Source organism: Caldibacillus debilis DSM 16016, assembly GCF_000383875.1.
Classification (GTDB): Bacteria; Bacillota; Bacilli; order Bacillales; family Caldibacillaceae; genus Caldibacillus; species Caldibacillus debilis.
In genome coordinates this window covers 42,634-55,441 of record NZ_KB912914.1, presented here as the reverse complement: position 1 = coordinate 55,441, position 12,808 = coordinate 42,634, and the positions used below count along the sequence as shown (strand labels likewise).

General features: G+C 55.4%; 10 protein-coding genes. All 10 read left to right on the top strand.

Annotated elements, in window-relative coordinates; all coding sequences use genetic code 11:
* Positions 1–63 precede the first annotated feature (63 nt).
* Positions 64–318, top strand: coding sequence for a YlmC/YmxH family sporulation protein (locus A3EQ_RS0116210; RefSeq protein ID WP_020156200.1), 255 nt, complete (start codon positions 64–66; stop codon positions 316–318).
* Between the two features lie 564 nt (positions 319–882).
* Positions 883–1,818 carry a dipicolinic acid synthetase subunit A gene (gene dpaA / locus A3EQ_RS0116200; RefSeq protein ID WP_020156198.1) on the top strand — a complete coding sequence of 312 codons (936 nt, stop codon included), beginning with the start codon at positions 883–885 and terminating at the stop codon, positions 1,816–1,818.
* Positions 1,782–2,378 (top strand): dipicolinate synthase subunit B, encoded by a 597-nt coding sequence (locus tag A3EQ_RS0116195; RefSeq protein ID WP_020156197.1) that lies wholly within the window; start codon positions 1,782–1,784, stop codon positions 2,376–2,378. The genes dpaA and A3EQ_RS0116195 overlap by 37 nt, the downstream gene beginning before the upstream one ends.
* A 129-nt stretch (positions 2,379–2,507) precedes the next feature.
* The gene (locus tag A3EQ_RS0116190) at positions 2,508–3,551 is read left to right on the top strand and encodes an aspartate-semialdehyde dehydrogenase (RefSeq protein WP_020156196.1); all 1,044 of its coding nucleotides are present in this window, start codon (positions 2,508–2,510) and stop codon (positions 3,549–3,551) included.
* A gap of 13 nt (positions 3,552–3,564) precedes the next feature.
* Positions 3,565–4,839 (top strand): aspartate kinase, encoded by a 1,275-nt coding sequence (dapG, locus tag A3EQ_RS0116185; protein ID WP_020156195.1) that lies wholly within the window; start codon positions 3,565–3,567, stop codon positions 4,837–4,839.
* Positions 4,840–4,843: 4 nt separating this feature from the next.
* Entirely contained in the window at positions 4,844–5,725 is an 882-nt protein-coding gene (dapA, locus tag A3EQ_RS0116180; RefSeq protein ID WP_020156194.1) for a 4-hydroxy-tetrahydrodipicolinate synthase, read from the top strand.
* Positions 5,726–7,566: 1,841 nt separating this feature from the next.
* Complete coding sequence (locus A3EQ_RS0116145; RefSeq protein ID WP_026500025.1) at positions 7,567–9,234, top strand: ribonuclease J; 1,668 nt, start codon at positions 7,567–7,569, stop codon at positions 9,232–9,234.
* Between the two features lie 173 nt (positions 9,235–9,407).
* Positions 9,408–10,136: a ClpP family protease gene (locus A3EQ_RS0116140; RefSeq protein ID WP_026500024.1), complete on the top strand. Its 729-nt coding sequence runs from the start codon at positions 9,408–9,410 to the stop codon at positions 10,134–10,136.
* Positions 10,133–10,372, top strand: a complete 240-nt coding sequence (locus A3EQ_RS21360) for a YlzJ-like family protein (protein ID WP_020156185.1) — start codon at positions 10,133–10,135, stop codon at positions 10,370–10,372. Before A3EQ_RS0116140 ends, A3EQ_RS21360 begins: the two co-directional genes overlap by 4 nt.
* Before the next feature lie 72 nt (positions 10,373–10,444).
* Positions 10,445–12,760, top strand: coding sequence for an FtsK/SpoIIIE family DNA translocase (locus tag A3EQ_RS0116130; RefSeq protein WP_020156184.1), 2,316 nt, complete (start codon positions 10,445–10,447; stop codon positions 12,758–12,760).
* Positions 12,761–12,808 lie beyond the last annotated feature (48 nt).

Sequence of the window (12,808 nt, the reverse complement as noted above, 5' to 3'; positions counted from 1 at the left end):
TTCTAAAATCCCTCCTTTCCCAATAGAATGAGTATAAGAAGGAGAGGAAGGGATGATGCGGCTTTGCGGCTGAGCGAACTGAGCGGAAAAGAGATCGTCGACGTGAAAAAGGCGGAACGGCTGGGCATCCTGGGACAGACCGATTTGGAAATCAACGAACAGACGGGGCAGATTCAAGCCCTGATCATTCCGACGGGCAAATGGTACCAGCTGAGGAAATCGGGCGGCGAGATCCGCGTTCCTTGGAAATACATTAAAAAGATCGGAACCGATATGATCATCATCGATTTTCCGGAAAGTGAATACGAGGATGCGTAAAAAGTGCTCCAAGCGGCAGGCTTGGGGCCTTTTTTTATCAAAAGGATAGCCGGCTGCCCCTATCCGGTTCGGGTTTTCCAAGCCTTCCGCGCCTATTTTCGGCACTGGCCCGGCGGGAAGGTGCGGCCTACCCGCATTTCGGGACCGGTATGGGGCGGCCGTTTCTTCTTGAAGAAACAGGCGCCGATCCCCGGATCCCGCAAACCGGCCGGGGGACGAAGGGGAAAGGCGCTGAAGCGGCACGGCAGGAAACGGTTTCCATAGAAGAAAGCCAAGACCCAGGAAAGGCATCCCCCCAGAAAACGGCCCGGCGCGAACGGCCAGGCCCTTTGTGCCGGGCTTTGTTGCCCGGCCGACGGCATGCGGCGAAGGCCTGCTCGCATCCCTGTGAAGATTCCGCGTGTTTCCCCATACGGACGACCCCCAAGGCGCAAACGGACCGCTTCCCCTGGCGGCATCATTTTCTTGCCAATCCCCGTCCCGACATTTCACACCCGCGGGCGCAAAACATAATATGTTTTTGAACTGAATTTTTTCTTTCCCCGAAAAAAGAAGGTGAATCCCTTGTTGACCGGACTGAATGTGGCAGTCATTGGAGGAGATGCGCGCCAGCTGGAAATCATCCATCGGCTGATCGAATTGGATGCCAAATTGACGTTAATCGGTTTTGAATTGCTGGAAAACCCTTTTTTAAACGCGGCAAAGGAAAAAATGGACGATGTCCGTTTTCGGGAGATCGACGCCATCATTTTGCCGGCCGGCGGAACGAACGGGAAGGGGGAGGTCGAGTCCCTGTTCGCCAAGGAACCGATTTTCCTCGCGGAAGAATTGATCGGGCAAACCCCCGAATACTGCGTCCTGTTTTCCGGCATCAAAAATGAATATTTAAAAGAGCTGGAGAAGAAAACCGGACGGAAAGTGGAACCTGTCCTGGAAAGGGATGATGTGGCCATCTGCAACTCCGTTCCGACGGTGGAGGGAGCCCTGCTGTTGGCCATACAAAATACGGATATTACGATTCACGGTTCGAAAACGGTGATCGTCGGCTTCGGGCGGGTCGGGATGACGGCGGCAAGGGCCTTTTCCGCCCTCGGGGCGAAGGTGAAAGTCGTCTCGGGGAAAAAGGAAGATCTGGCAAGAATTGCGGAAATGTCCCTGGAGCCCGTTCCCCTCGCGGAAATCGGCGAGGCGGTCCAAGATGCGGACATTTGCATCAACACCGTCCCGGCTCTCGTTCTTACCGCCGGTGTCCTTTCCAAAATGCCGTCCCGCACCTTTATCATCGATCTTGCTTCCAAACCTGGAGGAACGGACTTCCGTTACGCGGAAAAGCGGGGGATCAAAGCCTTTCTCGCCCCCAGCCTTCCCGGCATCGTCGCGCCGAAAACGGCCGGAAAGATCCTGGCCGGCGCCCTTGTCGAATTATTGACCGATCTTTTAATAAGAAAGGAGAAGTTGAACCTATGGAATTGCGAGGAAAACGGATCGGATTCGGATTGACCGGTTCCCATTGCACCTATGATGCCGTGTATCCGGAGATCGAAAAGCTGGTGGAGGAAGGGGCGGAAGTCGTCCCCGTCGTCTCCTTCACCGTCAAGAACACCACCACCCGGTTCGGTTCGGGGGAGGAATGGATCGGAAAGATCGAGGAAGTGACCGGAAAAAAGGCGATCGATTCCATTGTGGAGGCGGAACCTTTAGGCCCCAAATCCCCCCTCGACTGCATGGTCATCGCCCCCCTGACGGGGAACTCCTTGAGCAAGCTGGCCAACGCCCTCACCGATTCCCCGGTGCTGATGGCGGCAAAGGCCACGATGCGAAACCAGCGCCCGGTCGTTTTGGGCATTTCGACGAACGACGCCCTCGGCCTGAACGGCATCAATTTGATGCGCCTGATTTCGGCCAAAAACATCTATTTCATCCCCTTCGGCCAGGATGATCCGGCAAACAAGCCGAATTCCATGGTCGCCGACATGACGCTGCTCGCCGACACGGTCAAGCACGCCCTCGCCGGAAAACAATACCAGCCGATGATCATCGAACGGTTCCGAAAAAAATGACGGAAATGGGAAACCATTGAGATGGGAAAAACAAACGGATTCCTTTCCCGGCGGATTGTGCTAAAATTAGGAATAAGCGAGAAAACATCGCGAACATGAACGGTTTCACCCAGGAAGGAGCAGATTTTCATGGGCAATCAAGGATATCATGTGGCAGTCGTCGGGGCTACGGGCGCCGTCGGCCAGCAAATGGTAAAAAAATTGGAAGAACGGAATTTCCCCGTGAAAAAACTCACCCTGCTCGCCTCCAGCCGGTCCAAAGGGAAGGAAATGGTTTTTAAAGGCGAGAAGATCATCGTGGAGGAAGCCAAACCGGAAAGTTTTTCCGGCGTGGACATCGCCCTGTTTTCCGCGGGCGGCGCCATTTCCAAAACCTTGGCCGGCGAGGCGGTGAAACGGGGGGCGGTGGTGATCGACAACACGAGCGCCTTCCGCATGGACCCCGACGTGCCTCTCGTTGTTCCCGAAGTGAACGAAGAGGACTTAAAGGATCATAAAGGAATTATCGCAAACCCGAATTGTTCGACAATCCAGCTTGTCGTCGCCCTTCAGCCGATCCGGAAAGCCTTCGGCCTCAAGCGGGTGATCGTCTCCACCTATCAGGCGGTCAGCGGCGCGGGGGCGCAGGCCGTCCGGGAAATGGTCGAACAAACGAAGGCGGTACTTGCCGGCGAACGCCCGCAGGCGGAAATTTTGCCGGTAAGGAGCGCGGAAAAACATTACCCGATCGCTTTTAACGCCATTCCGCAAATCGACGTTTTTCAGGATAACGGGTTCACTTTTGAAGAGATGAAAATGATCAATGAAACGAGAAAAATCATGCATTTCCCCGAATTAAAAATCGCAGCCACCTGCGTCCGCATTCCGGCGGAACGGGGCCATTCGGAATCGGTATATTTCGAGGTGGAATCGGATCGCGCGACCGAAGCGGAAATCCGCAGCGTCCTCGCCGGATCCCCCGGGGTCCTTTTGCAGGACGACCGCGCCGGGCAAATTTATCCGATGCCCTATTTTGCGTCCGGAAAAGACGAGGTTTTCGTCGGAAGAATCCGGCGTGATCTGGATGTGGCCAACGGCTTCCATATGTGGATCGTATCGGATAATCTGCTGAAAGGCGCCGCGCTGAATTCCATCCAAATCGCCGAAAGCCTTATCCGCAACCAATGGCTGTAACCGAGGTGTTGACATGAAAATCATCGTACAAAAATTCGGCGGTACGTCCGTCCGAACCGAAGAAAACCGCAAACAGGCCCTCAAACACGTCCGCAAGGCTTTGGATGAAGGATATAAGCCCGTCATCGTCGTCTCCGCCATGGGGCGCATGGGCGATCCGTACGCCACGGACACGTTGTTGTCCCTCGTCGGCGGAAACGACGCCCGGGTTTCTAAACGGGAAATGGATCTGCTGCTCTCCTGCGGCGAGATCATCTCCGCCGTTGTCTTCAGCAATCTGTTGCTGAAAAACGGCATCCGCGCGACGGCCCTCACCGGGGCGCAGGCGGGATTCCGGACGAACGGCGAGTTTACCGATGCCAAAATCATCGAGGTCAACTGCCAAAGGCTCCTGAAGGAACTGGAATCCCATGACGCCGTCGTCGTGGCCGGCTTCCAGGGGGAAACGGAAGACGGGGAAGTGACGACGATCGGCAGGGGCGGAAGCGATACGACGGCGGCCGCATTGGGGGCCGCCCTCCAGGCGGAATGGATCGATATTTTCACCGATGTGGACGGGGTGATGACCGCGGACCCGCGGATCACCGACAAAGCCCGCAAACTTTCCGTCGTGACCTACAACGAAATCAGCAATCTGGCTTACCAGGGGGCGAAGGTCATCCATCCGCGGGCCGTGGAGATCGCCATGCATGCCGACGTACCGATCCGCATCCGTTCCACCTATTCCGACAGCCCGGGGACGCTGGTCACGAAACTGGCGAAGAAAAACCGGGGCGGGGAGATCCGTGAACGGCTGGTGACGGGGATCGCCTACGTCAGCAACATCAGCCAAATCAAGGTTTACGCCAAAAAGGATCAGTACAACCTGGAAGTCGATGTCTTCAAGGCGATGGCCAAGGAACAAATCTCCGTCGACTTCATCAACATTTCCCCCAACCATGTTTGTTACACGGTCCAGGATCATCTGGCGGAAAAAGCCCGTGCCGTTCTGGAATCCCTCGGTTACGATCCGGTCATTGAAAACCATTGTGCCAAAGTCTCCGTCGTCGGCGCGGGGATCACGGGAGTTCCCGGGGTCGCATCAAAAATCGTAACCGCCCTTTCCGAACAGGGAATCCGCATCCTGCAGTCGGCGGACAGCTACACGACGATCTGGGTGCTCGTCAAACAAAAGGATTTGGCGAAAGCGGTCAACGCCCTTCACGACGCTTTCCGCCTCGATGAAGAACAGTGGGAGCGGGAGGCCATTGATGAGATCAGCATCCTCAGTAAAAAGATGAAGGAGTGAGCCTATGTCGATCTTTGGACGCATTTCCACTGCGATGGTCACCCCCTTTGACGCCAAAGGGTATATCGATTTCCAAAAAACGACCTACCTGGTGGAATACCTGATCCAGCACGGGAGCGACTCCCTTGTCGTCGCCGGCACGACGGGGGAATCTCCGACGCTGACGAAGGAAGAAAAGATCGCCCTCTTTAAGCATGTGGTGAAAGTCGTAAACGGCAGGGTCCCGGTCATCGCCGGCACGGGGAGCAACAATACGAAGGAATCGGTGGAGCTTACGAAAAAGGCGGAGGAAATCGGCGTGGACGGGATTCTCCTCGTCGTTCCCTATTACAACAAGCCGAACCAGGAAGGGATTTACCAACACTTCCGCGCCATTGCCGAAGCCACGTCCCTCCCCGTCATGCTTTACAATATCCCCGGCAGGTCCGGCGTCAATATGCTCCCCGAAACCGTCATCCGTCTGGCGGAAATCCCCAATGTGCGCGCCGTGAAGGAGGCGGGTGGAGATCTGAACCAAATGTCGGAAATCATCGCCAACACCCCGGATGATTTTGCCCTGTACAGCGGGGATGACAGCCTGACCCTTCCGGTTCTTTCCATCGGCGGGGAAGGGGTCGTCAGCGTGGCCTCCCACGTGGTCGGAGACGAGATGCAAAAAATGATCAAGGCCTTTTTCGCCGGAGACTATCGGACGGCCCAGAAATGGCATCATACATTGCTTCCCCTGATGAAAGGGCTGTTCATGGCCCCGAGCCCCGCTCCCGTGAAAACGGCCCTGCAGCTGACCGGCCTGGACGTGGGAAGCGTCCGATTGCCTTTAGTTCCGCTGACGGCGGAAGAAAGAAACAGGCTCATGGATTTGTTGAAAGAAGTCGGCAAAATCTGATGGATTTCCCATCCGGCCGGAAAAGGAGTACCTTCGTATCTTCAGGGAGCAGCCCGAATGTTTCGGGAATGCTCCCCTTCCTTTGGGCGGGAAATCTCCTCCGATGGCCGGATGGGGAGCGTCCGGAATTTACCGGGAATGCTCTTCACGCCGGATACGGACGATCACAAATTCGTTCCCAAAGCAGTCCGATTTTTAGGGAAAGCACTTCTTACTTGGAACAGAAAATCTCCTCCGAACGCAGGATGGAGCGCAGCCCGAATTTTACGGAAATGCTCCTTAAGGGTTTGGACGATCCCAAATTCGTTTCCGGGCGGTCGATATTTCGCGAATGCCCATCCTTAGAGCCGGGAAATCCCCCCGCTCAACGGATCCGGGAGAAGCGCCGCGATTTTCCGGTGGGAAAAGGCGCCCTGTCCGAAAAACTTGATCGGCCGCACCGTTTCGGGAAGGGTCCGAAACCGGCCCCCTGACCGCGGAATAAGCAGATATTTCGGGGGAGAGTCTTACAGCCGTTCGTTCGGGTCTGAGACCGCCCCCTGACCGCAGGATTCGGGCTTTCCGATCGAAGGCCGGTATCCTTCGGGATTGCTGGTTACGCCTATGGTGAAGCCGGGCGGCAAACTCGAAACCCGGAAAGAGACGGTGAAACTTGCGGCAAAGACGGACAAACTCCCGCAAACGGAAAAACTGCGGGCAGGGTGAGCGACTTCCGTTTGGCTTTCAAAATCCGACGGACGGAAAACGCGGCGAATTTCAAGGCGAGAGAAACTTCTTCCGGCGGGTTTCCCCCCTTTCCCGTTCCGGCGCAGAAGATCCTGCCGTTCCCAAAAACCGAAATCGCGGGTGACTTTTTCCGATGGGGAATGTCGTGTCCGTATAAGAAAAAATGACCCGTGCGGCGAAAACCGACGGAGAAAATACGACTCGTCACCCGCAAGCGAGGAAAAGGAATGATCGCGCGGGCGGGATTTTTGAACCCGCAACCGGCCGCCTCGGCCAAAAGGGGCGGATGCTCCCATGGGCATCGGACGAAAAGCGGGGTTCGCCTGGCGGCCGTCCCGCACTTTGGCCGGATTCGGCGTTCACAGGCCATGCCGAAAAGGGATGTTCCCGGCCGGGGAAGGCGGCGGCCTCGCAAGATTGGGATAAGCAGCCGAAAAATGGGTTTCGTGTGGGAAACGATATGATGAAAGAATTGGCCGACATTCCTTTGAGGACTTCCGCCGGAATGTCCAAAATGGCGGCGGAATCGTTCAATATCGATAAAAAATTGTCCAATTCCGCGGTTGACTGTCCAACATTTTCAATGGTTTGTCCATTATTTTAAAAATAATGTTCAACATGGGAAAAAATATGTCCAACATGAAAGAAAAAATAGCCATCATCGCCGAAAAAATGTCCATCATCGCAACAAAAATGTCCATCATCGGTTCCGGTGTCCAACATATGGTGCGGTTTGTCTAAAATCAAGGCACTTTTGTCGATGATCGGTTCAGTTTTGTCCAATGGAGGATCGCTCCGCGGGTCCCGTGTGGGAAACCGGGAAATTGTGGTACAATAGACCATAAAGGCGGACGGATCCGGAGGAAGGGCCGGGACCGGCCTTCGCGTGTTCTTTGCGGGTCTTTCGCATTCCGCTTGTCGGACACCTTGATTTTTCGGGGAAAAATATAGGATAATTTTTAAAAGCCGATGCCTGGGGTGTCTTTTCTTTCGGGAAAGTCCCGGGAGGCCCGCCCGTTTTCCGGAGGAGCGGCGGGGGATGCCTCCCGTTCTCTGCCGCAGGAAAAACGGCTTTCCGCCGAAAAAAAAGAAAGCAGAAGCGAGGATTGTTGAAATTGGCTAAAAACAAACATCAGTCCGTGAAAATCATTCCTTTGGGCGGCGTAGGGGAATTAGGGAAAAACATGTACGTCATCGAGATCCAGAAAAACCTGTACGTGATCGATGCCGGCCTCATGTTTCCCGAAGAGGAAATGTTCGGCATCGATATCGTCATCCCCGATTTCACCTATTTGATCGAAAACAAAAACCGGGTCAAAGGCATTTTCCTGTCCCACGGACACGAGGACCATACGGGAGCGCTGCCCTATTTATTGCGGGAAGTGGATGCCCCGGTTTACGGAACCCGCCTGACCGTTTCCTTAACGGAAGCGAAAATGCGGGAAAACGGGTTCAAGCAGAAGGTTTCCTTTGAAATCGTCGATGAAGATACCGTCTTGGAGTTTCCCCATTGCAGCGTCACCTTTTTTAAAGTCAATCACAGCATTCCCGATGCCGTCGGGATTTGCATGCATACGGACATCGGCGCCATCGTCTACACCGGGGATTTTAAATTCGACCAAAGCACCCATCCCCTTTACCGGGCCAATATCAGCAAGATGGCCGATATCGGTGACCGGGGGGTGTTATGCCTTCTCTCCGACAGCACGGAGGCGGAAAAGCCGGGGTACACCACCCCCGAAGTTTCCGTCAGCCGGGAGCTGGAGAGCATCTTCCTCAATTCTCCGGGAAGGATCATTTTCGCCTGCTATGCCTCGAGCCTGAACGCCATTCAGCGGGTCTTTGATGCGGCGGCCAAGTCGGGACGGAAGGTGGCCATCGCCGGGAGGGAACTCCATAACGTCTATTCCATCGCGCACAAACTCGGCTATTTGCACCTGGACCAGTCGGTCGTCGTCCCCTTTTCCTCCGTTTCCAAAATCCCTGACGAGGAGCTTGTCATCCTGATGACGGGGAACCAAGGGGAACCGCTGGAGGCCTTGCAGCAAATGGCGAAGCGGGCCCACAAACAGCTCCATATCCAAAAGGGCGATACGGTTTTGATCGCCGCATCTCCCCACCGGGGCGGCGAATTGTTTTTGATCAAAACGATCGACATGCTCTTCCGCGCCGGCGCGAACGTCATTACCAACCAGGGGAGGTACCACGTCAGCGGCCACGGCAGGGAAGAAGAGCTGAAGTTCATGCTCAATCTCATGAAGCCGAAATTTTTCATCCCCATCCACGGCGAATACCGGATGCTGAACGCCCATAAAAAAATCGCCATGAGCATGGGCGTTCCGGAGGAAAACATCGTCATCGCCGATAAAGGGGACGTGGTCGAGATCAGGCGGGACAAAATCTCCCTCAACGGCCGCGTCGCCGCCGGCCACGTTTTGATCGACGGCATCGGCGTCGGCGATGTGGGAAATATCGTGCTTAGGGATAGGAAACTTTTGTCCCAGGACGGGATTTTCATCGTCGTGATGACCATTAGCCGGAACGAGCGGAGGATCGTCTCCGGTCCGGAGATCATCTCGCGGGGCTTCGTTTACGTCCGGGAGTCGGAAAAACTGATCGAAAAATCGACGAAGATGGTCCGGGAGATCGCGGAAAAGGGATTCCGCCGGCCGGCCTTCGACTGGACGAACGTGAAGCAGGAAATCCGCGATCAGCTCAGCGCCTTTCTGTTTGATGAAACGAAACGCCGACCGATGATCATTCCGATCGTTATGGAAATATGACCCTGATTCCCCGGAAAAGTCCGGAAATCCTGCAAACGCGGGATTCCCGGATTTTTTATTTTTGCCTGGGGAAATCCCGCGGGGTGGGTCATTCCGGCTGCCGGACGTTAATTTCTCATGGCCGGGGAAAAATCGGGAATACTATGGGGAAAGAAACGGAAGGGGATATTCCGATGAATGCATTCCATATGGATGAGTCAGGACAAAACGAGGAACAAAAATCGCCCGGCCTGTTGGAAAAAATCCGGGAGCTCGGCCAAACCGCCGTGCCCCAGCTCCAGGACTCCAACATCCATTGTTTGACGATCATCGGCCAGGTGGAGGGGCATTTGCAGCTGCCGCCCCACAACAAAACGACGAAGTACGAACATATCATCCCCCAGATTGTGGCCATCGAACAAAATCCGCGGATCGAAGGGCTGCTCGTCGTGTTGAACACGATCGGCGGGGATGTGGAAGCGGGGCTGGCGATCGCCGAAATGCTCGCCTCCCTCTCCAAGCCCACCGTTTCCATCGTCCTCGGCGGCGGGCATTCCATCGGGGTTCCGATCGCCGTCAGCTGCGATTATTCTTTCATCGCGGAAACGGCGACGATGACCATCCATCCGATCCGTTTGTCCGGGCTGGTCATCGGGGTCCCGCAAACCTTTGAATATTTGGACAAGATGCAGGACCGGGTGATCAATTTTATCATCAAGCACTCGAAAATCAGCGAAGAAAAGTTTAAAGAATTAATGTTCGCCCAGGGGAATTTGACGCGGGACATCGGCACGAACGTCATCGGAAAAGAGGCGGTCCGCCACGGCCTGATCGACGAAGTGGGCGGCATCGGCGAAGCGATGAGCAAACTGAATGAACTGATCGAACTTGCCAAAAAAAGAAAGGAAGGGATCGTCCAATGATTTTGTACACCCCGCTGCCCCATGAGCTGGTTTTCCGTGGGGAGGAAAAAGGGCAGATGGAGATGGTCGTCCGCTGCAAAGGAATACCCGTCGCCGTCCGGCGGGAAACGGACGACCGCTGGAAAATTTCCCGCATCGTAAGTACGAATCCTTATCATTATTTGTCCGATGAAGTGAAGCCGGGGGCATATGTGGCCTTTCGGGAAAAAACTTCCGTATCCTTGGATGAAATATGATATAATGAATCCAGCAGCCCAGAACCCGGCTGCTTTTCTTTTCATTTTCATCCAAAACGAACGGTGATCATAATGGCAAAACGAAAACGGAGAAGAAGAACGAAAAAGAAGCTTTGGAAGGAAACGCTGCAGTTTGAGGCGTTCGGATTATTGACCCTCGCCCTTTCCGTCATCACCATCGCCTCCCTCGGAAAGGTGGGGGCGGCCTTGAAGCTTTTTTGCCGCTTTTTGTTCGGCGAATGGTACATCCTCATCCCCTTGGGAGCGGCGGTTTTGAGCATCTCCCTCGTCTTCCGGAGGAGCTGGCCGGACTTTTTCCGGCGCCAGCTGATCGGGGTTTATTTCATGACGGGGGCGGTGCTCCTTTTAAGCCATGTCGGGCTGTTTGAAAAAATGGCGGAGGACGGGGCCTACCGGAAAACGAGCGTCATTCTCAATACATGGGACCTGTTTTTCGCGGAATTAAAGGGGGAGACTTCCGGCTATGAACTGGGCGGAGGAATGGCGGGCGCCGTGCTCTTTTCCCTGTTCCATTTTTTATTCGACTCGGCCGGAACCCGGATCATCGCCTGGTTCTCCATCCTCGTCGGGGCCATTCTCTTGACGGGGCGCTCGTTGAGCGAAGACCTGCAAAAGGTATTCGGCTGGATCGCCCGCTTTTTCAAAAACACGTACACCGAGGCGAGGAAGGATCTTTCCCGCCTGAAGAAAAACCGGTCAAAAACGGAGAGGAAGAAGGCGCTGCCGCCTGCGGAAAAGGAAACGGAACCGGAAGGGGAAGAGCGGGTTTCCGAACCGATCATATCCAACTTTTTGGAGCGGACCAACCGGGAAGAAGAATCTTTCCGGGAATCTCCGCCGACCATCGCCCGCATTCCGGAAACGGCGGATGAAGACGGCGGCCATCCTTCCGACGACCTTTCCGGGGAGCCGCTGAATGTGGCCGAAGTGGAGAACGAGGACTATCAATTGCCCCCGATCCATTTGTTAAAGCCGCCCAGGCCCGTGGATCAAAGCAGCGAATATGAATTGGTCCACGCCAACGCGGCCAAATTGGAACGCACCTTTCAAAGCTTCGGCGTCAAGGCCCGCGTCACCCAGGTCCATATCGGGCCCGCCGTCACCAAATACGAGGTCCATCCCGATGTGGGGGTGAAAGTCAGCCGGATCGTCAGCCTGACGGACGACCTGGCCCTCGCCCTGGCGGCGAAGGATATCCGCATCGAGGCTCCGATCCCCGGAAAGTCGGCCATCGGCATCGAGGTGCCGAATTCGGAGGTGGCCACGGTCAGCCTGCGGGAAGTGCTGGAGGAAAGCCTCGACCAATCCGACTCCAAGCTGTTGATCGCCCTGGGCAGGGACATTACCGGTGAGGCGGTTTTTGCCGAATTGAACAAGATGCCCCACCTGCTGGTGGCGGGGGCCACCGGTTCGGGGAAAAGCGTCTGCATCAACGGGATCATCACGAGCATCTTGATGCGGGCCAAACCCCATGAAGTCAAGATGATGCTGATCGATCCGAAAATGGTGGAATTGAATGTGTACAACGGCATCCCCCATCTGCTGGCGCCCGTCGTCACCAACCCGAAAAAGGCGGCCCAGGCCCTGCAAAAAGTCGTCAACGAGATGGAAAGGCGCTACGAATTGTTTTCCCATACCGGGACGAGGAATATCGAAGGATACAATGAATACATCCGCCGAAAGAATTTGGAAAACGGCGAACAAGAGCCCCTCCTGCCCTATATTATCGTCATCGTGGACGAGCTTGCCGACTTGATGATGGTCGCCTCCTCGGACGTGGAAGAAGCGATCACGAGGCTTGCCCAAATGGCGCGTGCGAGCGGCATCCATTTGATCCTCGCCACCCAGCGGCCTTCCGTCGACGTCATTACCGGGGTCATCAAGGCCAATATCCCGTCCCGCATCGCTTTTGCCGTTTCCAGCCACGCCGATTCCCGCACCATTTTGGACATGGGCGGCGCGGAAAAGCTGCTCGGGCGGGGAGACATGCTCTTTTTCCCCGTCGGCGCGTCGAAACCGATCCGGGTTCAAGGGGCCTTTGTTTCCGATGAAGAAGTGGAGGAAGTCGTCCGGTTCGTCATTTCCCAGCAGCGGGCCCGGTACCAGGAAGAAATGATTCCGGACGATCCGGCGGAAGACGGGGAGGAAGTGGATGACGAACTGTATGAACAGGCCGTCCAGCTCGTCGCCGAAATGCAGACCGCATCCGTATCGATGCTCCAGCGGCGGTTCCGGATCGGCTATACCCGGGCGGCCCGGCTGATCGACGAAATGGAAAGGAGGGGGATCGTCGGTCCTTATGAAGGCAGCAAACCGCGGGCGGTGCTCATTCCCAAGCCTTCCGAGGACGATCTGAAAAGTTCGTGATTTTCCCCTAGTTAGCAACCCAAGCCGATGAATTTGTTCGTGTTTCGA